General features: G+C 72.3%; 22 protein-coding genes. 20 read left to right on the top strand and 2 right to left on the bottom strand.

From position 1 onward, the window contains the following. Positions 1 to 27: 27 nt before the first annotated feature. The 3 genes from AB0K00_RS42810 to AB0K00_RS42800 all read left to right on the top strand — a co-directional run bounded on the left by AB0K00_RS42810 (position 28) and on the right by AB0K00_RS42800 (position 2,724). The gene (locus AB0K00_RS42810) at positions 28 to 1,548 is read left to right on the top strand and encodes a PQQ-binding-like beta-propeller repeat protein (protein WP_363533692.1); all 1,521 of its coding nucleotides are present in this window, start codon (positions 28 to 30) and stop codon (positions 1,546 to 1,548) included. 111 nt (positions 1,549 to 1,659) lie between these two features. Next, positions 1,660 to 1,845 (top strand): hypothetical protein, encoded by a 186-nt coding sequence (locus AB0K00_RS42805; RefSeq protein WP_363533689.1) that lies wholly within the window; start codon positions 1,660 to 1,662, stop codon positions 1,843 to 1,845. Positions 1,846 to 1,887: 42 nt separating this feature from the next. Further along, complete coding sequence (locus AB0K00_RS42800) at positions 1,888 to 2,724, top strand: LLM class F420-dependent oxidoreductase (RefSeq protein WP_363533686.1); 837 nt, start codon at positions 1,888 to 1,890, stop codon at positions 2,722 to 2,724. Positions 2,725 to 2,808: 84 nt separating this feature from the next. On the opposite strand, the gene AB0K00_RS42795 is transcribed toward AB0K00_RS42800, so the two are convergent. Both AB0K00_RS42795 and AB0K00_RS42790 read right to left on the bottom strand, forming a co-directional pair. Then, positions 2,809 to 3,234: a hypothetical protein gene (locus AB0K00_RS42795; RefSeq protein ID WP_363533683.1), complete on the bottom strand. Its 426-nt coding sequence runs from the start codon at positions 3,232 to 3,234 to the stop codon at positions 2,809 to 2,811. Continuing rightward, positions 3,235 to 4,638, bottom strand: coding sequence for a lysine 2,3-aminomutase (locus AB0K00_RS42790; protein ID WP_363533882.1), 1,404 nt, complete (start codon positions 4,636 to 4,638; stop codon positions 3,235 to 3,237). It lies immediately after the preceding gene. A gap of 161 nt (positions 4,639 to 4,799) precedes the next feature. Here AB0K00_RS42790 and AB0K00_RS42785 point away from each other — a divergent pair, with 161 nt between their 5' ends. The 17 genes from AB0K00_RS42785 (at position 4,800) to AB0K00_RS42705 (ending at position 22,387) form a co-directional block, all read left to right on the top strand. After that, a complete protein-coding gene (locus AB0K00_RS42785) occupies positions 4,800 to 7,295 on the top strand; it encodes a nitrate- and nitrite sensing domain-containing protein (RefSeq protein WP_363533680.1) in 2,496 nt (831 codons plus the stop codon). Beyond that, entirely contained in the window at positions 7,292 to 7,702 is a 411-nt protein-coding gene (locus AB0K00_RS42780) for a roadblock/LC7 domain-containing protein (protein WP_363533677.1), read from the top strand. The genes AB0K00_RS42785 and AB0K00_RS42780 overlap by 4 nt, the downstream gene beginning before the upstream one ends. Positions 7,703 to 8,031: 329 nt before the next feature. Continuing rightward, the gene (locus AB0K00_RS42775; protein ID WP_363533879.1) at positions 8,032 to 8,346 is read left to right on the top strand and encodes a DUF742 domain-containing protein; all 315 of its coding nucleotides are present in this window, start codon (positions 8,032 to 8,034) and stop codon (positions 8,344 to 8,346) included. Beyond that, entirely contained in the window at positions 8,327 to 8,905 is a 579-nt protein-coding gene (locus AB0K00_RS42770) for an ATP/GTP-binding protein (RefSeq protein WP_363533674.1), read from the top strand. Before AB0K00_RS42775 ends, AB0K00_RS42770 begins: the two co-directional genes overlap by 20 nt. Positions 8,906 to 8,967: 62 nt before the next feature. After that, positions 8,968 to 10,140: a zinc-binding alcohol dehydrogenase gene (locus tag AB0K00_RS42765; protein WP_363533672.1), complete on the top strand. Its 1,173-nt coding sequence runs from the start codon at positions 8,968 to 8,970 to the stop codon at positions 10,138 to 10,140. Further along, positions 10,137 to 11,672, top strand: coding sequence for an amidohydrolase (locus tag AB0K00_RS42760; protein ID WP_363533876.1), 1,536 nt, complete (start codon positions 10,137 to 10,139; stop codon positions 11,670 to 11,672). The genes AB0K00_RS42765 and AB0K00_RS42760 overlap by 4 nt, the downstream gene beginning before the upstream one ends. Next, positions 11,669 to 13,225, top strand: coding sequence for a lysine 5,6-aminomutase subunit alpha (locus tag AB0K00_RS42755; RefSeq protein WP_363533669.1), 1,557 nt, complete (start codon positions 11,669 to 11,671; stop codon positions 13,223 to 13,225). Before AB0K00_RS42760 ends, AB0K00_RS42755 begins: the two co-directional genes overlap by 4 nt. Further along, positions 13,222 to 13,953 (top strand): OAM dimerization domain-containing protein, encoded by a 732-nt coding sequence (locus tag AB0K00_RS42750; protein ID WP_363533666.1) that lies wholly within the window; start codon positions 13,222 to 13,224, stop codon positions 13,951 to 13,953. The genes AB0K00_RS42755 and AB0K00_RS42750 overlap by 4 nt, the downstream gene beginning before the upstream one ends. Next, a complete protein-coding gene (locus tag AB0K00_RS42745; RefSeq protein ID WP_363533663.1) occupies positions 13,950 to 14,345 on the top strand; it encodes a hotdog domain-containing protein in 396 nt (131 codons plus the stop codon). Before AB0K00_RS42750 ends, AB0K00_RS42745 begins: the two co-directional genes overlap by 4 nt. 5 nt (positions 14,346 to 14,350) lie before the next feature. After that, positions 14,351 to 15,556 (top strand): glutamate mutase L, encoded by a 1,206-nt coding sequence (locus AB0K00_RS42740; RefSeq protein WP_363533660.1) that lies wholly within the window; start codon positions 14,351 to 14,353, stop codon positions 15,554 to 15,556. A gap of 839 nt (positions 15,557 to 16,395) precedes the next feature. Next, positions 16,396 to 18,018, top strand: coding sequence for an apolipoprotein N-acyltransferase (gene lnt / locus AB0K00_RS42735; protein ID WP_363533874.1), 1,623 nt, complete (start codon positions 16,396 to 16,398; stop codon positions 18,016 to 18,018). Then, positions 18,015 to 18,830: a polyprenol monophosphomannose synthase gene (locus AB0K00_RS42730; RefSeq protein WP_363533657.1), complete on the top strand. Its 816-nt coding sequence runs from the start codon at positions 18,015 to 18,017 to the stop codon at positions 18,828 to 18,830. The genes lnt and AB0K00_RS42730 overlap by 4 nt, the downstream gene beginning before the upstream one ends. A gap of 10 nt (positions 18,831 to 18,840) precedes the next feature. Further along, the gene (locus tag AB0K00_RS42725; protein WP_363533654.1) at positions 18,841 to 19,398 is read left to right on the top strand and encodes an FxsA family protein; all 558 of its coding nucleotides are present in this window, start codon (positions 18,841 to 18,843) and stop codon (positions 19,396 to 19,398) included. Then, the gene (locus AB0K00_RS42720) at positions 19,395 to 20,009 is read left to right on the top strand and encodes a uridine kinase (protein WP_363533652.1); all 615 of its coding nucleotides are present in this window, start codon (positions 19,395 to 19,397) and stop codon (positions 20,007 to 20,009) included. Before AB0K00_RS42725 ends, AB0K00_RS42720 begins: the two co-directional genes overlap by 4 nt. Further along, a complete protein-coding gene (locus AB0K00_RS42715) occupies positions 20,006 to 21,043 on the top strand; it encodes a DUF4037 domain-containing protein (RefSeq protein ID WP_363533649.1) in 1,038 nt (345 codons plus the stop codon). The genes AB0K00_RS42720 and AB0K00_RS42715 overlap by 4 nt, the downstream gene beginning before the upstream one ends. A gap of 26 nt (positions 21,044 to 21,069) precedes the next feature. Next, a complete protein-coding gene (locus tag AB0K00_RS42710) occupies positions 21,070 to 21,615 on the top strand; it encodes a hypothetical protein (RefSeq protein ID WP_363533646.1) in 546 nt (181 codons plus the stop codon). A 283-nt stretch (positions 21,616 to 21,898) separates the two neighbouring features. Continuing rightward, a complete protein-coding gene (locus AB0K00_RS42705; protein WP_363533643.1) occupies positions 21,899 to 22,387 on the top strand; it encodes a hypothetical protein in 489 nt (162 codons plus the stop codon). Positions 22,388 to 22,437 lie beyond the last annotated feature (50 nt).

The raw sequence follows: 22,437 nt of genomic DNA, 5'->3' as shown, positions 1-22,437 counted from the left end.
GTGGCAAGGGATCGACATACTGTCGCCATGTCACGTACGGGGACGTTCCGTCTCATGCTCGCCGCCGCCCTGGTCCTGGTCCTGGGCGGGCTCGCCACCACCGCGTACGCGTTGCGCGACACCGTCTCGGAGAAACCGGAAGTCTCCGCGAACGGTGCTGCCGCCGCCGCGTCGACGTCCGCGGCGCCGTCGAAACCGCCGTTCGCCGGCTGGTCCGATCCGGACCTGGTGGGCAAGCCGTACGGGACGAAGGTCCAGGGCCTGCTGACGTTCCGCGGCAACCCGACCCGCACCTACTACGGCCAGGGCCCGGTGCCGCGCACGATGCCGGTGCACAAGTGGCAGTTCCCGAAGACCGGCGGCCTGTGCCGGATGTCGGAGGACAAGGGCAAGACGACGCAGTGGTGCGGCAACGGCTGGACCGGCCAGCCCGCCGTGTTCGAGAAGGACGGCCGGACCTGGGTCGTGTTCGGCGCCTACGACGGTGCCATCCACTTCCTGGACGCCGCCACCGGCGAGCGCATCATTCCGGATTTCATGACCGGCGACATCATCAAGGGCACCGTGACGATGGACCCGGACGGCTTCCCGCTGCTGTACTCCGGCTCCCGCGACAACTACTACCGGGTCATCGCCCTGGACCGGGGCAAGCCGACGGAGCTGTGGAAGCTGTCGGCGAGCGCGGTGAAGCCGACGATGTGGAACGACGACTGGGACGGCTCCGGCCTCATCATCGACGACTACCTGTTCGAGGGCGGTGAGAACAGCCAGTTCCACATCGTGAAGCTCAACCGCGGCTACGACGCCAACGGCAAGGTCACCGTGAACCCGAAGCTGGTGTTCAACACCCCGGGCTGGGACGCGCAGCTGCTCAAGGACTTCGGCGACACCAACGTCTCCATCGAGAACTCCGTGTCGATCTACAAGGACACCGTGTACTTCGCCAACTCCGGTGGCCTCGTGCAAGGCTGGGACATCAGCGGCCTGAAGGCGGGCAAGACCCCGACCCGGGTGTTCCGCTTCTGGACCGGCGACGACACCGACGCCTCGATCGTCATCGACGAGGCCGGCTTCCTCTACGTCGGCTCCGAGTACGAGAAGGGCAACGCCCGCTCCAAGCAGATCGGGCAGATGCTGAAGCTCGACCCGTCCAAGCCCGACAACCCGGTCGTGTGGGCGGTGAAGGACCAGGGGAGCAAGCCCGCCGGGATCTGGGGCACGCCGGCGCTGTTCAAGGACATCGCCATCTACGACACCACCGGCGGCGACGTCATGGGCCTGGACCGCGCCACGGGTGCGGTGCGCTGGAAGTTCCACGTGCCCGGCAACGAGACCTGGCAGTCCCCGGTGGTCGTCGACGACACGCTGTTCATCGGCGACTGCTCCGGCATCATGCACGCGTACGACGTGAAGGACACCAACGCCCAGCCGAAGCTGCTGTGGGAGCTGAAGATCGGCGGCTGCATCGAGTCGACCCCGGCCGTGTGGAAGGGCGCCATGTACTTCGGCACCCGCGCCGGCGCCATCCACTCGCTGGCGGTGTCCTGACCCCGCTACACATTGTCCTAGGAAGCTCTACACGCTGCGGACCGCGCCACGTCTGACCACGTGGCGCGGTCCGCGCGTTGTGGTCCTCGCCCGAGAGGCAGGTGCGGCCTGATGCGCCCCGCCCTGTTCACCGTCGAGCAGCCCGGTCCCGGGCGGCTGAGCACCATGGCCAAACCACGCGGTGGCGACTGGCTCGCCGACGAGATGGCCGCACTGCGGGCCGCCGGCGTCGACGTGCTCGTCAGCGCCCTGACGGACGCGGAGCAGCGCGGGTGGGTCGTCCACCTAGTATCCTAGGACGCTGTAGGCGATGTGTGGCGGCACTCAGGAGGAGAAGCAATGAGCTGGAGCCAACGACTCGGCACGGTCGGTGTGTGGCGGGGTGTCAGGTTGGTCGATCCTGCGATGGCCAGGACCATTGAGGGGCTCGGTTACGGCACGATCTGGCAGGGCAGCTCGCCGGGCTCGGACCTGCGGCCCGCCGAGGCACTGCTCGACGGCACCGACACGATCACCGTGGCGACCGGCATCGTCAACATCTGGGCGTCGGACCCGGCCGAGCTCGCCGACTCGTATCACCGGATCCAGGCCAGGCATCCTGGGCGGTTGCTGCTCGGCATCGGCTCCGGGCACCGTGAGGCCAACGCGGCCCGCACGCGTCCCGTGGAGGCCATGGCGCGTTACCTCGACGTGCTGGACGAGCGGGGGGTTCCCGCCGGGGATCGCGTGCTGTCGGCGCTCGGGCCTCGCATGCTGGCCCTGGCCGCGCAGCGCAGCGCCGGCACGCACCCCTATCTCACGGTGCCCGCGCAGACCCGGGAGGCCAGGGCCGCGCTCGGCCCGGACGCGTTGGTCGCACCCGAGCAGACGGTGGTGCTGGACACCGATGCGGACACGGCACGGCGCAGCGCGCGGGCGTTCCTCGCCGTCTACCTGAACCTGGTGAACTACACCGGCAACATGCTGCGTGCCGGCTTCACCGCCGAGGACATCGCCGGCGGCGGCAGCGACGCGCTCGTCGACCGGCTGGTCGCCCACGGCGATGCCACCGTCCTGGCGGCGGCCGTGCGGGCGCACCTGGACGCCGGTGCCGACCACGTCTGTGTGCAGGTCCAGCCCGCGGACGGCGACGTCGTGCGGGCGCTGCGCGCGATCGCGGAATCTCTCTCATCCTAGCGTCCTAGGATGCCTTAGAGGACGTGGCTACCGCCACGTCAGAACAAAAGAGGCCGCTGCGCGGCAGATTTCCGTTTTTGTCGTTCAGGGACCGCTGGGCGAGCTTGACGGGCGTTGCGTCACGGGTTGCTGGCAGGCGACGACCGCGTCGAGGTGCCAGCCGAGGGGGTCGTGCTCGCGGAAGGTCAGCACCGCGACCGTGTGCGCCTTGGCGTCGAAGGCGATGTCGATGCGGTCGGCTTGCTCGTACACCTTGTGCAGGCCGGGAAGCAGGGTGTTGGAGCGGGCCTTCGCCCAGGCGGTCGCCAGTTGCTCCGGGGTGCGGGTCTCGCGGGTGGTGGGTGCGGCGGTGGCGTAGGCCGCGGCGATGTGGCCGCCCTTGACGCACTGGAGGCGGCCGGCGGGGTCGGGGCCGGACGCGCCGTCGGAGTCGCCGATCGAGTTGATGTAGAGGATGACGGCGACCGCGGCGAGGCTCAACCCGAGGAGGCGCAGAAGGTTACGGCGCACTTACCCAGCGTAGGCGACCAGCGGGAGCTGCGCCTCGGCTCGCCACTTGGCGATGCCGGAGGCGGGCAGGGTGTCGATGGGGTCGTAGTACGGGTAGGTGCGGTCGAGGTCCATGGACGAGTCCTCGATGGAGGTGCGGTAGTTCTTCGTCCAGTAGGTGATGCCGCGTTCCCGGTCGTAGTCGGTGACCATGTGGACCCAGCGCTTGCCGACGAAGGGCACGTCGCAGACGATCCGCGGGGTGGCGTAGCCGGGCAGGTAGCCCATGATGTCGTGCTGGAGCTGCTGGGCCTGCCAGACGGCGACGCGCCAGTGTTCGGCGTTGGGGATCATGTCGCACATGTAGAAGTAGTACGGCAGGATGCCGGCCTCGCCCTGCAGCGCGAAGCACAGGTCGAGCAGGTCGGCGGAGGTGGCGTTGACGCCGCGCATGAGGACGCCCTGGTTGCGCACGTCGCGGACGCCGACCTCGAGGGCGGTGTGGGCGGCGCGGGCCACGAGCGGGGTGAGGGACTGGGCGTGGTTGACGTGGGTGTGGATGGCGAGGTTGACGCCGCGGCGGGCGGCGGTGCGGGCGACGCGTTCGAGGCCTTCGACGACGGTGGGTTGCAGCCAGTGCTGGGGAAGTCCGGCGAGGGCCTTGGTGGCGAGGCGGATGTCGCGGATGGTGTCGATGCCGAGCAGGCGCATCAGGAACGTCTCGAGCTGGGGCCAGGGGACGTTGGCGACGTCTCCGCCGGAGACGACGACGTCGCGGACGCCGGGCTGTCCCTTCAGGTAGGTGATCATCGCGTCGTAGCGGTCGACGGGCTTCAGGGCGAGCTTGAGTTTCGCGACCGTGGGGGTGCTGTTGCCGACGAGGTCCATGCGGGTGCAGTGGCCGCAGTACTGGGGGCAGGTGGACAGCAGTTCGGCGAGGACCTTGGTGGGGTAACGGTGGGTGAGGCCTTCGGCGACCCACATGTCGTGCTCGTGCAGTGAGTCGCGGCTGGCGTGGGGGTGTGAGGCGAAGTCGGTGAGCCGGTCGGAGGCGACGGGCAGCATGTAGCGGCGGACGGGGTCGGCGAGCAGGGTTTTGTCGGTGATCTCGCCGGTCGGCACCATCGTGTTGATCATGTGGGGTGGGACGAGCATCGACATGGTGGCCTGGGTGGCCTGGTCGAGGGCGAGGTCGTCGTAGAAGTCGGCGGAGATGAGGTCGCCGTAGACGGTGCGCAGCTGGGCGATGTTCTTGACGCAGTGGGCCCGCTGCCATTGGGCGGATTCCCAGTCGTCGCGGGTGACGTCGCGCCAGCCGGGGAGGCGTTGCCAGTCCGGCTCGACGAGCTCGTGGCGTTCATACGCGTACGGCTGCACGGCACACCTCCAGAAATTCTCCGCTAGAACCGTCAGGGTAGCGAAAATTCTCCGGCTCTTCGAGTCATGGCGGGAGATCCTGCTGTCTGTCATCCGGCTGGTCGGAAAAGCGGGGCCGCGGACATGACGGTGGGTCACCGCCGGGCCCGCTTACGGTGGCGGTCCGCAACCGAACTGCACCGTAAGCGATGCCCGAGGTCTGAGGTCCCATGAACAACCGTTGGTCCATCCGCGCCAAGATCACGGCGATGCTGGCGATCCCGATCGTCATGCTCGTCGCGATCTGGTTGTTCGCGGTGAGCTTCACCCTCCAGCCGGCGCTCGACCTGCGGAACTCGAAGCTGGTCAGTGACAAGCTCACCGAACCCGCCGAGGCGATGGTCGAGGAGCTGCAGATCGAGCGGCAGCTGACGACGGTGTTCGTCGCGGGTGGCCGCAAGAACGCCGCGGCGGTCCAGGAGCAGCGGGCGAAGACGGACCTGGAGGTCCGGGAGTTCCGGGAGCTGGCCGCCGACAAGGACTTCCAGGACGTGGCGAGCGCGGAGACGAAACGGGCGCTCGCGACGTCGACGAAGGCCCTGGACGCGTTGCCGCAGCTGCGGCAGCTGGCGGACAACGGTGGGCTGGCGGACGCGGTGCGGCAGGCGTACTCGGCGATCATCACCGGCACGTACGGCATCGGCGAGTCGGTGACGAACCATCAGGACTCCGAGGTCACCGAGGAGGCGACCGGCGTGTTCGTGCTGGGGCTGTCCCGGGACCTGTTCTCGCAGGAGGACGCGCTGATCACGCAGGCGGCGGCGAGCAACGCGTTCACCGCGTCGATCCACACGGAGCTGGTCGCGCTGATCGGGCAGAAGCGGCTGATCCTGCCGTACGGGGTGACGCTGCTGCCGCCGGACATCCAGGCGCGGTTCGGGGTGTTCGCCGGCGGTGACCCGATGCAGAAGCTGACGCAGTTGGAGAACCAGCTCCTGGCGACGCCGCCGGGGACGGCGGAGGCGGCGGGGATCAACCTGCAGGCGTGGCGGGCGGCGTTCGACCCGGTGAACGGGGACCTGAAGCGGTTCCGGGCCGAGGTGCAGGCCGACAACGTGGAGGCGGCGCAGGACGCCTCGGACGCGATCTTCCTGCGGCTGGGTGTCGCGGGTGCGCTGGGCCTCCTCGCGGTGATCCTGTCGCTGGTGCTGTCGGTGCGCATCGGCCGGTCCCTGGCCCGGCGCCTGGACGGGCTGCGGGCCGCGGCCCTCGAACTCGCCGACGAGCGGCTGCCGTCGGTGGTGTCGCGGTTGCGGCGGGGCGTGCAGGTGGACGTGGCGGCGGAGGCGCCGCCGTTGCGCCTGGGCACGGACGAGATCGGTCAGGTGGGTGAGGCGTTCAACTCGGTGCAGCGCACGGCGGTGGCCTCGGCGGTGGAGGAGTCGTCGGTGCGGCAGGGGATGAACGAGGTGTTCCTGAACATCGCCCGCAGGTCGCAGACGCTGCTGCACCGGCAGTTGTCGCTGCTGGACGGCATGGAGCGGCGTACGTCGGAGCCGGACGACCTGGCGGACCTGTTCCGGGTCGACCACCTGGCGACGCGGATGCGGCGGCACGCGGAGGACCTGGTGATCCTGGCGGGTGCGGCGCCCGGGCGGGGCTGGCGCAACCCGGTGTCGGTGATCGACGTGGTGCGTGGCGCGGTGTCGGAGGTCGAGGACTACGCGCGGGTGCAGGTGCAGCAGATCGGTGAGGGTGCGGTGGTCGGGCGGGCCGTCGGTGACATCATCCATCTGCTGGCGGAGCTGATCGAGAACGCGACGGCGTACTCGCCGCCGCACACGCGGGTGCACGTGACGGGTCAGATGGTCCCGAACGGTTTCGTGATCGAGGTCGAGGACCGTGGGCTGGGGATGTCGGCGCAGGCGATCGTGGAGGCGAACCGGCGGCTGGCGGAGCCGCCGGAGTTCGACCCGGCGAACAGTGCGCGGCTGGGGCTGTTCGTGGTGGCGCAGCTGGCGGCGCGGCACGGGGTGCGGGTGGTGCTGCGGTCCTCGCCGTTCGGTGGGGTGACCGCGGTGGCGTTGCTGCCGGCGGACCTCGTGGTGGCGCAGCCGGGTGCGCTGCCGTCTCCGCTGCCGCCGGGGGCGCCGGCGGACCTGTCGAACACGCACGAGATGCAGGTCGTGGCGCGGGAGCCGTTCTCGTGGCTGCCGGGCGACGGTGCGGATGAGGTTCCGGAGCACACGCAGGTGCTGCCGGCGTCCTCGATCGGGCAGCGTCCGGCGTTGTCGGTGGTACCGGACGGGCGTCGCTCCGGTCCGGGGCCGTTGCCGCGGCAGCGGCCGGCCGGGCGGGCGGAGGCGCCGGCCGGGTCCGGTGCGGAGACCGGGTCCGTGGCGTCCGGGACCTCCAAGACATCCGGGACGGCGCAGGGCGTGGGGCCGCGGGGGCTGCCGAAGCGGGTGCGGCAGCAGAGTCTCGCGCCGCAGCTGCAGCAGGACACGGCGGCGTCCGGTGACCTGGACGACGTGGAGGTGCCGCCGGCGAGCCGGTCGCCGGAGCAGCTGCGCCGGATGATGTCGTCGTTCCAGGCGGGCACCGCGCGGGGCCGGCACGCCAGTGGCGACGCCGTCGCGGACGAGAGCAGTACCAGCAGTGGCAGCACCAGTGGCAGCACGGGTGGCAGCGCTGGCGGCACGGGTCGTGACGGGGTGGCGGGATGACGGCGGCGCAGGGGAGCAACACCGGTCTGAACTGGCTGCTGGACGATCTGGTGGATCGGGTGCCGTCGGTGCAGCGGTCGGTGGTGCTGTCGGTGGACGGGCTGATGATGGGCGCGTCGAAGGGCCTGTCGCAGGAGGACGCGGAGCACCTGTCGGCGGTCGCGGCGGGGTTCCAGAGCCTGGCGCGGGGTGCGGGGCGGCATTTCGGTGGTGGGCCGGTGCGGCAGACGATCATCGAGATGGAGTCGGCGTTCCTGTTCGTGACGGCGGCGGGTCGCGGTGCGTGCCTGGCGGTCCTGGCGGAGTCGGACGCGGACATCGGCCTGATCGCGTACGAGATGGCGATGCTGGTGCAGCGGGTGGGGCAGAACCTGTCGACGTCGGCGCGCCCGGCGGCCGGCGGATGACGACCCCGCCGGGCCGGCATGCCGCCGGTCAGCCCGACCGCGGCGACCCGGGGCGCGAGCTGGGTCGTGAGCTGGGTCATGGTGAGCCGGGTCAGGCCGAGCAACTGTGGGTCGAGCAGCAGTGGGCGGAGCAGCAGCGCGCCGACCAGTACCGGGCGGACCAGCGTCGTGGCGGGGTGCCGTGGCCTGAGCAGGCCGACCCGCGCGGGGAGCCGTCGCGGGGTGAGCAGCCGTGGCCGGAGCGGCCGCGGGGTGACCTGTCGGCGGAGCCGTGGACGGATCACACGTGGGTGGACCGGGACGCGGGTCCGGTGGTGCGGCCGTATGCGATGACGGGCGGGCGGGTCCATCCGGCGTCGGGGTCGTTCGACGTGGTCGCGATGGTGGTGGCGAACCGGGCGGCGCTGTCGGACGTCGGGTACGGGCTGCAGCCGGAGCACCGGGCGATCCTCGCGTACGCGCGGGAACCCCTGGCGGTGGCGGAGCTGGCGTCGCACCTGGACCTGGCGCTCGGTGTGGTGCGGGTGCTGCTGGGTGACCTGCTGGGTCAGGGCCTGATCGAGATGTACCACCCTCCGGCGGCGGGCGAGCTGCCGAGCGAGAGCATCCTCAAGGCGGTGATCAATGGACTCCGGGCGCTCTAGGCCGGTTCCGACGGCGATCAAGATTCTGGTCGCGGGTGGGTTCGGTGCCGGGAAGACGACTCTCGTGGGTGCGGTGAGTGAGATCCGGCCGTTGCAGACGGAGGAGTCGCTGACGGCGGCGGGGATCGGCACGGATGACCTGACCGGGGTGGAACGCAAGTCGACCACGACGGTGGCGATGGACTTCGGGCGGATCACGATCGGGCAGGACGTGGTGCTGTACCTGTTCGGTACGCCGGGTCAGGACCGGTTCTGGTTCTTGTGGGACGAGCTGGCGCTGGGTGCGCTGGGTGCGGTGGTCCTGGCGGACACGCGGCGGCTGGCGGACTGTTTCCCGTCGATCGATTACTTCGAGCGGCGTAACACGCCGTTCGTGGTGGCGGTGAACTGTTTCGATGACGCGTCGGCGTACACGGAGGTGGAGGTCCGGGAGGCCTTGGATCTGGACGGGCATGTGCCGTTGCTGTTGTGTGATGCGCGGGACCGGGAGTCGAGCAAGGCGGTCCTGATCGGTCTGGTCGAGCACGTCCTGACGCTGTCCACTACCCGCGTGCGGTAGTTCTTCCCGCGTCTGCGCTGGTGTGCCGGAAAATCTTCGGCTAACTTGTGGCAGTGCGGGAAATGACTTCGCCGATCGGGTTGCACCGGGTGCTGGAACCGGCCGGGGTGCTGCCCCAGGCCGCCCACCGGCTGGACCCCGACCCGGTCATCGGCGCCGACGAGGTCCGCATCCGGGTGGAGCGGCTCAACCTCGACGCCGCGTCGTTCCACCAGCTGCGGACCGAGCACGGCGGTGACGGCGCGAAGGTCCGTGCGGCCGTGCTGGACATCGTCGAGCGCCGCGGCAAGATGCACAACCCGGTCACCGGCTCCGGCGGCATGCTCATCGGCACCGTCGAGGCCGCCGGTCCGGCGTCGCCGCTCGGGCTGCGGGTGGGTGACCGGGTCGCGACTCTGGTGTCGCTGACCCTGACCCCGCTGCGCATCGCCGACGACCTGCGCGACTGGGACGGGCTGTCGGAGCAGGTCCCCTGCGACGGGCACGCGATCCTGTTCGCCCGGTCGATCGCCGCGGTGCTGCCCGGCGACCTCGACCCGCAGCTCGCCCTCGCGGTGCTCGACGTGTGCGGCGCACCCGCCCTGGTCGCCCGGGTCGTGCGCCAGGCCCTGCACGCCCGCGCCGCTGCGAGTGGGCCGCTGACGGTCGCGGTCCTCGGCGCGGCGGGCAAGAGCGGCTCCCTGGCCCTCGCCGCCGCCCGAGACACCGCCCGAGACACCGCCCGAGACACAGCCGGAGACACCGCCCGAGACACAGCCGGAGACACCGCCCGAGACACCGGCGGCGCCGCCGGCGGTGACGCGACCGCGGTCCGGACCGTCGGGGTGGTCCGCGACGAGAGCGAACGGGCCCGGCTCACCGCCGCCGCCCTTGCCGACGACGTCGTCATCGCCGACGCCCGCGACGCTGTCGGGCTCGCCGCCGCCCTCGACCGCACGGCCGGCGGCGCCGCCGACGTCACCGTCGTCTGCGTCGACGTCCCCGGCTGCGAGCACGCCGCCGTCCTGGCCACTGCGCCAGGTGGCACCGTGATCTTCTTCTCGATGGCCACGTCGTTCCCCGCCGCGGCGCTCGGCGCCGAAGGGCTGGCGGCGGATGTGACGATGCTCATCGGCAACGGTTACGTCCCGGGGCACGCCGACTACGCGCTGCGGCTGCTGCGGGGCGACGCGGGTGTCCGGGACCTTTTTCAGGCGCGGCTGGGGACCGAAGCACCACCCGGGTTGGCAGACTGAGCCGCATGCGAACCCTCTTCCGTGACGGCCGCGTCCACACCCCCGCCGACCCGTCCGCGACGGCGATGCTCGTCGACGGCGACACGATCGCCTGGCTCGGCCCGACCGCCGACGCACCCGTCGGGGCGGGACGCGTCGACCGGGTCGTGGACCTCGACGGGGCCCTCGTGACGCCCGCGTTCGTCGACGCGCACGTGCACACCACGGCCACCGGGTTCACGCTGCGGGGCCTCAACCTCGCCGGCACCACGTCCAGGCTGCGGGTCCTGGACGCCGTCGCCGCGCACGCCGCGACGCTGCCGGCCGACGCGATCGTGATCGGGCACGGGTGGGACGAGTCGGGATGGACGGACCAGCGGACCCCGACCGCGGCCGAGCTCGACCGGGCCGGCGGCGGCCGCGCCGTCTACCTGTCCCGTGCGTGCGTGCACGCGGCGCTGGTGTCCACGGCCCTGCTGACCGAGCAGGTGAAGGGGGCCGCGGGCTACGACGAGTCCGGTTGGCTGCGCCGCGACGCTCACCACCTGGTGCGGGAGGTCGCGTTCGGGTCCGTGACGCACGCGCAGGTCCTGGACGCGCAGCGGGCGGCGCTGCGGCACGCGGCGTCGCTGGGGATCGCGTCGGTGCACGAGTGCGGTGGCCCCGGCACGTCCGGTGAGGCGGACTTCGTCGCCGCGCTCGCCCACGGTGAGGAGTACCCACAGGTGTACGGGCTGTGGGGGGAGCCGAACGGGGCGGCGAAGGCGAAGCAGCTCGGTGCGGTCGGCGCCGCCGGTGACCTGTACGCCGACGGTGCGCTCGGTGCCCGCACGGCGCACCTGCGCAGCGCGTACCTCGACAGCGGCGGGGACGAGCACGGGCACGGATATCTGACGGTGGAGCAGGTGACGGAGCATCTCGTGGACTGTGCGCGGCACGGGATGCAGGGCGGGTTCCACGCGATCGGCGACCAGGCGATCACGACGGTCCTGGACGGGTTCGCGGGCGCGGCGAAGCAGGTCGGGGTGGAGCGGATCCGCGACGGCCGGCACCGGATCGAGCACGTGGAGCTGCTGGACAAGGCGCTGATCGCGCGGCTGGTCGACTTCGGTGTCACCGCGTCGGTGCAGCCGGCGTTCGACCGGCTGTGGGGCGGCGAGCACGGCATGTACGCGCAGCGTCTCGGCAAGGCCCGGTCGCTGGCGTCGAACCCGATCGGTGCCCTCGCGGGCGTGGGGGTGCTGCTGGCGTTCGGGTCGGACGCGCCGGTGACGGACCTGGACCCGTGGGGGACGTGCCGGGCGGCGATGCGGCACCACAACCCGGTGCAGCGGATCGGGGCGAAGGCGGCGTTCGCCGCGCACACCCGCGGCGGGTGGCGGGCCGTCGGCGTCGACGACGAGGGTGTGCTGAACCCGGGCTGGCCGGCGACGTTCACCGTGTGGGACACGACCGAGGACATCAGTGAGGTGCTGCACACCGAGACGAACCCGCAGGCGCGGGTGACGGTGCTGCGTGGCCGGCCGATCCATTTCAGACAGGAACCTCTATGAGCAGCGGCAAGCTGAAGCTGGACCGGCGGACGGTCGCGACCGCGCGGCGGCTCGCGGCGGCCGCCGGCCGGCCGGTCGTGGACCTGGCCCGCAGCCACACGACGGTGTCGGTGGAGCGGGCGACGCTGCGGCTGGCCGGGATCGGCGGCGCCGACGCGGACGGGATCCCGTGGGTGAACCGGCTGGTCGACACGGTGGTGGAGCAGGTCGGGCTCGGCGGCGGGGTGGCCGGGCCGGTGTTCGACGCGCTGCTGCGCGACGGGCACCAGGACCTGACGCTGCTGGCGCAGAAGGCGGCGGCGGGCAGCGTCACGTTCCACGCTGGCGCGCCGGCGGCGGCGAAGCGGGCAGCGTCGAAAGCGGTCAGGGCCGGGCTGACGCGTATCGACCGGCGGCGGGCGGAACGGGACCGGCTGATCAAGCGGCACGGTGACCCGCGGCAGCGGCCGTGGATCTATCTGATCGTGGCGACCGGTGACATCTACGAGGACATCCCGCAGGCGCAGGCGGCGGCGCGGGCCGGTGCGGACGTGATCGCGGTGATCCGGTCCACGGGGCAGTCGCTGCTGGACTACGTGCCGGAGGGCGCGACCCGGGAGGGGTTTGCCGGGACGTACGCGACGCAGGAGAACTTCAAGCTCATGCGGGCGGCGCTGGATGAGACGTCGAAGGAGGTCGGCCGGTACGTGCGGCTGACGAACTACGCGTCAGGGTTGTGCATGCCGGAGATCGCGGCCCTGGCGGGGCTGGAGCGGCTGGACATGATGCTCAACGACTCCATGTACGGGATCCTGTTCCGGGACATCAACCCGATCCGGACGTTCGTCGACCAGCGGTTCTCCCGGCAGATCCACGCCCGCGCCGGGATCATCATCAACACCGGTGAGGACAACTACCTGACCACGGCCGACGCGGTCGATGCGGCGCACACGGTGACGGTGTCGCAGCTGCTGAACGAGTATTTCGCGCACGAGGCGGGGCTGGCGGACTGGCAGCTGGGGCTGGGGCACGCGTTCGAGATCAACCCGGAGGTGCCGGAGTCGTTCCGGCTCGAGCTCGCGCACGCGCTGCTGGCGCGGGAGCTGTTCCCGGACGCGCCGTTGAAGTGGATGCCGCCGACGAAGCACATGACCGGTGACGTGTTCCGCGGGAACCTCCTGGACGGGTTCTTCAACCTCGCCGGTGCCCTCACCGGGCAGGGGATCCTGCTGGTGGGGATGATGACGGAGGCGGTGGTGACGCCGTGGCTGTCGGACCGCGACATCGCGTTGCAGAACGTCCGGTATGTCCTGTCCGCGGCTGGGAACCTGCACGAGGACTTCACTCCCGGCACGTTCATCCGCGGCCGGGCGCACACTGTGCTGGGGGAGGCGGTCACGTTGCTGCGGCAGATCGGTGAACAGGGGCTGCTCACCGCGATCGGGCAGGGCACGTTCGGGATCATGCGGCGCCCCGCCGACCGCGGCAAAGGCCTCGACGGGGTCGCGAAACGCGACGCCGGCTACTGGAACCCGGCGATCGAGGTCCTCGACGCGGACGGACCAGCGCAGTGAACGCCGTCGTCAGGCCGTACGGGGACACCACCGGCGACGGCATGGTCCAGGTCAGCTTCACCCTGCCGCTCGCCGCGGACAAGCGCGGTGAGGGCGCGGCGCTGCAACTGGCGGGGAAGATGGGCATCGACCCGGCGATGGTCGTGCACGCCCGCCCGATCGGCGAGCAGCACACGTTCTTCGTCGTGTACGGCCGCGTCAACCACCTCGTCGAACCCGGGAAGGTGATCGTCGCCGAACGGGACTACCCGCTGCTGTCGGCGAAGGAGGTCAATGCGGCGATCCGGGCGCGGCTGCGGCGCAAGCTCGTCGTCGTCGGCGCGTGCATCGGCACCGACGCGCACACCGTCGGCATCGACGCCATCCTCAACGTGAAGGGCATCGCCGGTGAGAAGGGCCTGGAGTACTACCGGGAGTGCCGGGTGGTGAACCTCGGCGCGCAGGTCGCCGTCGCCGCGCTCGTCGAACACGCCCGGGTGGAGAAGGCCGACGCGGTCCTGGTCAGTCAGGTCGTCACGCAACGCGACGCGCACCTGTCCAACACGCGGGAGATGTCGGCGGCGTTCCGGGAGGCGTTCCCGCCGGCGCGCCGGCCGTTGCTGGTCGTCGGCGGGCCCCGCTTCGACGAGCTGCAGACCACGGACCTCGGCGTCGACCGGATCTTCGGCCGTGGCACCACGCCGCGGGAGGTCGCCTCCTACCTCGTGCACGCGGTGGGTGCGCGGTGACCGGGGCAGCGACCGGCGCTGCGGTGGGGGTGTCGGTGGTGCACCGCCGGTACGTGCCGTACTCGCACGCGCACTACGCCGGGAACCTCGTCGACGGCGCGTACAGCCTCGCGTTGTTCGGTGACGTCGCCACGGAGCTGTGCATCCGCACCGACGGTGACGAGGGCCTGTTCGCCGGGTACGCGTCCGTGGTGTTCCACGCGCCGGTGCGGGCCGGGGACGTGCTCGAGGTCACCGCGACGATCACCAGGGTCGGGACCCGCTCCCGCACCGTCGACTTCACCTGCCACGTCGTGTGCCGCGGTACCCCGGACGCCGGCGCGTCGGCGGCCGCGGTGCTGGACCTGCCGCTGCTCGCGGTGTCGGCGACCGGCACCGTCGTCGTGCCGTAACGGTCATGACGCTGGTCGCGTGCGTGGACGTCGGGTCGACGGACACGAAACTCGCCGTCGTCGACGTCGCCGACGGCACCCTCGTGCGGACCGGGACGCACCCGACGACCGGCGGTGACGTCCTGGCCGGTGTCGACGCGCTGCTGGCCGCGGCCGGGCCGGTCGACGCCGTGTACTGCTGCTCGTCGGCCGGGGGTGGGCTGCGGCTCGCGGTCATCGGCTACGAGGCGCTGGTGTCCGCCGACGCCGCGCACCGGGTCGCGTTGTCGGCGGGGGCGCGGGTCGTGCACGTCGCCGCCGGCGCGCAGGACAGCGCCGGCATCCGGGCCGTGCGGGCCGCGGCGCCGGACGTGCTGCTGCTCGTCGGTGGCACCGACGGCGGCGACGGTGACGTGCTGCTGCACAACGCGCGGCGGGTCGCCGCGGCTCGGTGGCGGGTCCCGGTCGTCGTGGCCGGCAACATCGACGTGCGCGACACCGCCGTCGACGTCCTCACGGCCAGGAACGTGCCGGCGGTCGGTGCGGGCAACGTGCTGCCCCGCATCGGTGTCACCGAGCCGGGGCCGGCGCGGGCCGCGATCCGGGACGTGTTCCTGCGGCACGTCATCGGCGGCAAACACCTGTCCAAAGGGCCGCGGTTCGCGCGGCTGGTCCGGATGGCGACCCCGGACGCGGTCCTCACCGGCGTGTCGCTGCTCGCCGACACGACCGACGGGGACCTCCTCGTCGTCGACGTGGGCGGCGCGACCACCGACGTGTATTCCGCGCTCGTGCCCGACGGCGGCGCGGTGGGGGTCGCCGGGACGCTGTGGCGGGCCAGGACCGTCGAAGGGGACCTCGGGGTGCGGTGGAACGTCGACGGTGTGCACACCGCCGCCGGCCGGGAACAGGTCACCGTCAGTGGCGGGCCGCTGGGGGTCGCGGCGGCCGCGGCCGTGATCGCGGTGCGCCGGCACGCGCGCAGCGGCCGGGACCTGCGCAACGTCGTGTCGGTCGTCGCGTCCGGCGGCGTGTTCCGGCATGCTGAACGGGCCGCCGCGCTCGCCGCGGTCGGCCCGACGCTGCGTGATCACGCCGGCGGGTGGGCGTTGCCGCGTTCGCCGCGCGTCACCGTCGACGACCGGTACGTGCTGGCGGCCGCCGGGCTCCTCGCCGCCGAGCATCCGGCCGCCGCGGCCGCGGTGCTGCGGGCCAACCTGCACGGTGGGTGACGGGCGGAGCAGGCGTACAGCAACGGCCGCGGGTCACTCGACGCGGGTGAACGAGGCCCGACACACCGCTCCCAGGGCACCCGACACGCCGCGCCGGGTGAATTACATCGCGTGCGACGGTTGACAGGGCCCCCCGGCGAGCGCGTAACGTCTTTGCGTCCTACTTCGGCGCGGGTGACCACGGTTCGCTACTCCCCAACGCCCACTGATCGGACGTCCTCGTCAACCGACGGGACGCCACCGGATTCAGTGGGCGGGGGTCGGCGGGGGCCGCGGGCCGGGCATCCACCGGTGTCAGGGCAGGGGGGTCACGCGACCAGTAGACAACGGCACGTCCCGGGCAGCCAGCCCGTGCCGCGCCGGAACGAAGGCCGCGCCCAGACACTCCTGCCGCACCGGCCGGACCAAGGGCCTGGGAGCGCGGGGCGCGACTTCGGTCGCGCCCCGATTTCCGCCCCGAAGCGCACAGCCGCGGGGGCGTTGCATCCCGACGGTCGCCGGCAACGGTCGCGAGGGTGTGGTGACGGCCGGTTCGGTTGCGGTCCGGACACAGTCCAGCCACATCCCAGCACATTCACAGCGGCGGCAGCCGTTCTGATTCCTTGTCCGGGGCGACCTGGCCGCATAATTGGCGCCGCGGGTCCGGGTAGCGGGCCCGCGGACCGGACCTGCCAGTGCACGGGGGCGGTCGCACGGCCCGTTCGACACGGCAAGGGATGGCGCAGGTGACCTTGGTCAGCACCGGCAGCGCGGCGGACAACCCGGACAGCCCGGACGGCCCCGCCGAGCCACCGGCCCCGCCGGCGGACGCAGCGGACCCGGCAGGCCCGGCCGACCCGGTGACGGCTGCCGGGATTGCGGGGCGCGGGCCGCTGCCGCTGTGGGCCGCGGTGCTCCTCGCCGCCGTCGCCGGACCTGTGATGCTCGTCGCGTTCCCGCCGTACGGGTGGTGGTGGGCGGCGCCGGTCGCGGTCGCGCTCGCCGCCGCGTCCGTGCACGGGCGGCGGCTGCGGGCCGGGTTCGGGCTCGGCGCCCTCACCGGCGCCCTGTACTTCACCCCGCTGCTGTCGTGGACGAACCTGCACACCGGCATGGTCCCGTGGCTGCTGCTGTCGGCGCTGCAGGCACTGTTCATCGGGCTGCTCGGCGCCGCCACCGCCTGGATCAGCCCGCTGCGCAACCGCACCTGGCTGTGGGTGCCCGCGCTCGCCGCCCTGTGGACGGCGCAGGAAGCGCTGCGGGACCGGGCCCCGTTCGGCGGGTTCCCCTGGGGCCGGCTCGCGTTCAGCCAGGACACGTCACCGCTGCTGCGGCTCGCCGCCGCCGGCGGGGCACCACTCGTCACGTTCGCCGTCGCGCTCACCGGTGCCCTCCTCGCCGTGCCGTTCATCCGCACCACCAGCACACCCCAGGCGGCGCCCGCGGACGGTGTAACCCCCGGGTGGGATTCGCGGGTGAAAGCCCTCGCCGGGCCCGTCCTGGCCGCCGTCGTCGTCGCCGGGGCGCTGCTGGTGCCGGTGCAGCGGCCCGCCGGGACCCCGGTGTACGTCGCGGTCGTGCAGGGCAACGTGCCGCGGCTCGGCCTCGACTTCAACGAGCAGCGCCGCGCCGTGCTCGACAACCACGTCCGCGCGACCGTGGAGCTGGGCCGCACCGTCACCCAGGACGGCGCCCGCCGCCCCGACCTCGTCGTGTGGCCGGAGAACTCCTCCGACATCGACCCGCTGCGCAACCCCGACGCCGCCGCCGCGATCGCGACCGCCGCCCGGGCCGTCGGCGTGCCGATCCTCGTCGGTGCCGTCCTCACCGACCCGAAGGTCGGCGTCGAGAACGCCGGCCTCGTCTGGGAACCCGACATCGACGCCAACGGCAACCCGCGCCAGGGCGGCGTGTCGGCGCGGTACACGAAACGGCACCCGGTGCCGTTCGCGGAGACGATGCCGCTGCGGGACATCGCCAGGATGGTGAGCAAGGAGGTCGACCGGGTCTCCGACATGACCGCCGGGCACACCCCAGGGGTGCTGCGGGTCGGACCGGCGACCGTCGGTGACGTCATCTGCTTCGAGGTCGCCTACGACGGTCTCGTGCGCGACACCGTCACCGGCGGCGGGCAGCTGCTTGCGGTCCAGACGAACAATGCGACGTTCGACGAGGCCGAGGCGCGGCAGCAGCTGGCGATGGTGCGGCTGCGGGCCGTCGAACACGGCCGGGACGCGCTCATGGCATCCACCGTCGGGATCTCCGCGTTCGCCGACGCCGCCGGCGGCACCCAGCAGGAGACGAAGTTCAACGAGGCCGCCGTCATCGTCGCTGAGCTGCACCTGTCGTCGGACCGTACGCTTGCGACAAGGCTCGGCGCCGGTCCCGAGTATGTGATCGTGATGCTGGGTATTGCCGCACTGGTGGCCGCCGCAGCGGTCCGCCGGCGCCCCCGGCAGCACCCAACCAAGGAGGACGTGTGAGCGCAACCGACCGAGGCGTGAACCAGTACCCCGGGGTCGGCAGGGTCCTCGTCATCATCCCCACCTACAACGAGGCGGACAACCTGCGCCTCATCGTGGACCGGGTCCGCGCCGCCACCCCGGCCGTCGACGTGCTCATCGCCGACGACAACAGCCCCGACGGGACCGGCCGCATCGCCGACGACCTCGCCGAACACGACCCGGCCGTGCACGTGCTGCACCGGCCCGGGAAACAGGGCCTCGGCGCCGCGTACATGGCGGGGTTCGCGTGGGGCACCGAACACGACTACGACGCGGTCGTGGAGATGGACGCCGACGGGTCCCACGCCCCGGAGGAACTACCCAGGCTGCTCGACGCGCTCGGCGAGGCCGACGTCGTGCTCGGCTCCCGGTATGTGCGGGGCGGCAAGACCGTCGGGTGGCCGCTGCACCGGCACCTGATCTCCCGCAGCGGCAACCTGTACGTGCGGATCGCGCTCGGCATGCCGTTCCGCGACGCGACCGGCGGCTACCGGGCATACCGGACCCCGGTCCTGAGCAAGATCGAAATCGAGTCGATCGCGTCACAGGGGTACTGCTTCCAGGTCGACCTCGCATGGCGGTCGTTCCGCGACGGGTTCCGGGTCCAGGAGGTGCCGATCACGTTCGCCGAACGGCAGCGCGGGCACTCGAAGATGAGCTCGTCGATCGTGCAGGAGGCGTTGTGGCGGGTCACCGTCTGGGGTGCGTCCGCCCGCTGGCAGGCGCTGCGCCGCGCCGTCGCCGGCGGCGGGCCCCGCGACGCACGCGCCGACGCCCGGCAGAGCGGCTGAGGACACCGCCATGCGGACGTTCGGATTCGCCGCCGCCGGTGCGCTGCTCCTGGTGATCGCCGAGATCACCGTGTTCGTGCTGGTCGCGCACGCGATCGGCTGGTGGTGGGCGGTCCTGGCCGGGGTCGTGACCACCGTCCTGGGCGGGATCCTGGCGAAACGGGAAGGCGTCCGGGCGTGGCAGCGGCTGCGGGCCGCGGTCAGCGAAGGACGCCCACCGGGTGGCGAGGCCGGCAGCGGCGTCGCCGGGCTCGCCGGGGCACTGCTGCTGCTGGTGCCCGGGTTCATCACCGACGCCGCCGGGCTGCTGCTGCTCATCCCGCCGGTGCGGGCGTTCACCGGCCGGCAGGTCCGCCGGGCCACGGAGGCGCGGATCTCCGCGGCCGCCGCCGGTGACCTGTTCGGGCCGCGGATCGTGAAAGCGACCCGCGCCGAACCGGGACACGTGCCGACCCAACCCGGCGGCCCCGGCTCGCCGGGCCCGCCCGGCCCGCACGGTGAGGTCCTGCAAGGTGAGGTCATCGAAGGGGACGTGATCGACCCGCAGCACCGGCACCACAGCGCGTGAAGGCCCGCCCCGTCACCGTCAGCGGGCTCGCCGCCGACATCGCCGCCCGGGTCGCGAAGGCCCACGCGACCAGGGTCGCCGTCGACGGCGCGCCGACCGCCGGCCCGGACGTCCTCGCCGCCCGGATCGTCGAGCAGCTGCGCGCCGACGGCGGCTACGCCGTCCACGTGCCCGCCGGCGGGTTCCTGCGCGCGGCGTCGCTGCGGCTGGAGCGTGGCCGCACGAACCCGGACGCGTACTACGAGGACTGGCTGGACCTGCGGGCGATCACCCGGGAGGTGCTGACCCCAGCCGCGGCCGGCGGCACCGGGCGGATCCTGCCGTCGCTGTGGGACCCCGACCGGGACCGGGCGACCCGCGCCCCGTATGTGGACGTGCCCGCCGGTGGGGTCGTCGTGATGTCCGGGACGATGCTGCTCGGCGCCGGCCTCGACTTCGACGTCACCGTGCACCTCACGCAGAGCCCGGCGGCGCTCGCCCGGCGGGTCCCGGCGGAAATGCAGTGGACACTGCCGGCGTTCCGCCGGTACGACGAGGAGGTGATGCCGCAGGAATACGCCGACGTCGTCGTGCGCGCCGACGATCCCCGCCACCCGGCGGTCGTGCTGTGACCGGCGCGTTCCTGCTGGGACTCACGCTGTGCGAGGTGTTCTACCGCGACGCGGTCCGGCCGCTGCTGGACCGGGCGTATCCGGGGCTGCCGCACGCCGCCGCCCGGATCGGACCCGGCAGCGACGTGCTCGGCTACGACAGCGCCCGCTCCACCGACCACGACTGGGGACCGCGGCTCACCCTGTTCCTCAGCGCCGCCGACGCGGCCCGGCACGCCACCGGCATCGACACGATGCTGCGTGAACGGCTGCCGAAGCACGTCCTGGGATGGCCGACGCACTTCACGCCGCCGGACGCCCGGGTCCGGGTGATGACCGCGACCGACGGGCCGGTCGCGCACCGCGTCGACATCACCACCGTGCCGGACTGGACCGTCGGGCAGTTCGGGGCGCCGTTCCGCGGCACCCTGCTGGACTGGCTCGGCACCCCCACCCAGGTCCTCGCGGAGACGACCGCGGGTGCCGTCTACCACGACGACGACGGTGACCTGACCGCGCTGCGCGCCGCCACCGCCTGGTATCCGGACGACGTGTGGCGGTACGTCCTGGCCGCGCAGTGGACGCACATCGCGCAGGAGGAGGCGTTCCCGGGCCGCGCCGCCGAGGCCGGTGACCACCTCGGCGGGCACGTCGTCACCGCCCGGCTCGCCCGGCATGTGATGCGGCTGCGGCTGCTGCAGGCGCGCCGGTACCCGCCGTACAGCAAATGGCTCGGCACCGCCCACGCGGCCCTGCCCGGCGCCGGCATCGACCTGGACGACCTGTGCGGCGCCTACGAGGACACCGGCCGGCGGCAGAACGCGCTCGGGCTCGCCGAAACCGTCGAGGCGACCCGCCGCGCGTACTTCGACCGGCCGTACCAGGTCATCGACGCCGGCCGGTACGCGGCCGCGTTGACCGCCGCGATCAGCGACCCGGCCGTCGCGGCGCTGCCACCTGTCGGCGGGATCGACCAGTACGTCGACAACACCGACCTGCTGGGCCGGCCCGCCCTGCGCCGGGCCGTCGCCGCCGCGGTCCTGGGCACGAGCTGACCTTCGACGGGCTACCGTCGCAAGGTGTGAAGACGTTCTGGGTGGACCGCGACCGGGACCGGTACCTCGGCGCCGTGCGGGCCCGTGCGGCCGACTTCGCCGGCACCATCGGCGACATCGCGCCGGTCGGGTTCGCGTGCGTCGCCTGGGCCACCGCCACCCCGCCGCTGCTGGACCCCGGATACGTGCGCTGGCACCGGCGGGTCCTGTCCGCGGTGTGCCTGCGCAACCCGTTCGACGGTGGTCTCACCGCCCGCGTCGAGCTGGTGTCGCCGCTGCCGGCGCCGCTGACCGCGACCCGCACCTGGTGGCGGGACCGCGGGTGGCGGGGCTGGCCGGAGCTGTTCGGGCAGTTCGTGCAGCCGTCCGCGCGGGACCTCAGCCGGCACCCGCACCTGCGGGGCACGCTGCTGCTGGAGACGCCGCTGCCGCTTGACGGGCTGCCGACGCCGACCGAGGACCGGCACCTGGACGCCGCCGCGGAACGTGCCGTCGCCGTGCTGGTCCGGCACCTCGACGACGTCGTGCGGCCCGTGCTGGAGCAGCTGGACACCGACCACGCCGCACGCTGACCCCCGGCGGATCCGGGCGCGCCGTGACCGGCCGGGGAGCCGTTCACGGCCGGTGACGCCTGCCCTGCAACGGCTCCCGCACGGCCTTGGAACGTTCCTGCGACGGGTCTCGTGGCGGTGTTTTGCGTGCAGCGACCCGTATACAACGAATTGACCTGAAAGCGGTCACCGGCTGCCGTAACGTCCTTCAGCCTTTGGCTGAAAGGATGACGCGTTTTGCGAGAAATGCGGCTTTCAACTACATAGTGTAATCGCGTCATCACGACACGAGGGGGAGTCAGAGATGCGAAACACACAACGGTTCCTGGCCCTGGCGAGCATGACGCTCGCCGCCGGCGCAATCATCGGCATCGGTGCCACCGCGGCACAGGCGGCACCCGCCGCCGACAGCAGCACCACCGCTGTCCAGCCGCGGCCGGGCAACCCGAACCCGAATCCGAACCAGAATCCCAACCAGAACCCGAACCAGAACCCGAACAACCCGAACTGGCCCGGGGGCAGCGGGAACAGCCACCCGAACTGGCCCGGGGGCAGCGGCAACAACAACGGCAACGGCAACGGCCACTGGAACGGCAACTTCGACGGCCACCGCCGCAACAACGGCTGGGCCCGGTCCTGGGTGGTCGACACCTTCCGCAACAAGAAGGCGTGCAACTTCGCCGCCTGGGTCGGCGAGCAGCGCAACTGGTGGGACGACGCGGACTGCTACCGCGTCGGCCGCAGCGGCAAGTACGTGCTGGTCGCCCACCAGTACGGCCGTCGCCACCGCTGACACACCGCACCACACACGGCGGGCGGCACCCCACACCCGGGGTGCCGCCC

The sequence above is a fragment of the Dactylosporangium sp. NPDC049525 genome (genome assembly GCF_040676755.1).
Lineage (GTDB): Bacteria > Actinomycetota > Actinomycetes > Mycobacteriales > Micromonosporaceae > Dactylosporangium.
The sequence above is the reverse complement of the archived record's forward strand: the minus strand, read 5'-3'. Positions and strand labels throughout refer to the sequence as shown.

Bases quoted from the DNA above. Each gene is read 5' to 3' on its own strand.
- AB0K00_RS42810 (WP_363533692.1), top strand. From the start codon at position 28: ATGTCACGTACGGGGACGTTCCGTCTCATGCTCGCCGCCGCCCTGGTC.
- AB0K00_RS42805 (WP_363533689.1), top strand. From the start codon at position 1,660: ATGCGCCCCGCCCTGTTCACCGTCGAGCAGCCCGGTCCCGGGCGGCTG.
- AB0K00_RS42800 (WP_363533686.1), top strand. From the start codon at position 1,888: ATGAGCTGGAGCCAACGACTCGGCACGGTCGGTGTGTGGCGGGGTGTC.
- AB0K00_RS42785 (WP_363533680.1), top strand. From the start codon at position 4,800: ATGAACAACCGTTGGTCCATCCGCGCCAAGATCACGGCGATGCTGGCG.
- AB0K00_RS42780 (WP_363533677.1), top strand. From the start codon at position 7,292: ATGACGGCGGCGCAGGGGAGCAACACCGGTCTGAACTGGCTGCTGGAC.
- AB0K00_RS42775 (WP_363533879.1), top strand. From the start codon at position 8,032: ATGACGGGCGGGCGGGTCCATCCGGCGTCGGGGTCGTTCGACGTGGTC.
- AB0K00_RS42770 (WP_363533674.1), top strand. From the start codon at position 8,327: ATGGACTCCGGGCGCTCTAGGCCGGTTCCGACGGCGATCAAGATTCTG.
- AB0K00_RS42765 (WP_363533672.1), top strand. From the start codon at position 8,968: ATGACTTCGCCGATCGGGTTGCACCGGGTGCTGGAACCGGCCGGGGTG.
- AB0K00_RS42755 (WP_363533669.1), top strand. From the start codon at position 11,669: ATGAGCAGCGGCAAGCTGAAGCTGGACCGGCGGACGGTCGCGACCGCG.
- AB0K00_RS42740 (WP_363533660.1), top strand. From the start codon at position 14,351: ATGACGCTGGTCGCGTGCGTGGACGTCGGGTCGACGGACACGAAACTC.
- AB0K00_RS42725 (WP_363533654.1), top strand. From the start codon at position 18,841: ATGCGGACGTTCGGATTCGCCGCCGCCGGTGCGCTGCTCCTGGTGATC.
- AB0K00_RS42705 (WP_363533643.1), top strand. From the start codon at position 21,899: ATGCGAAACACACAACGGTTCCTGGCCCTGGCGAGCATGACGCTCGCC.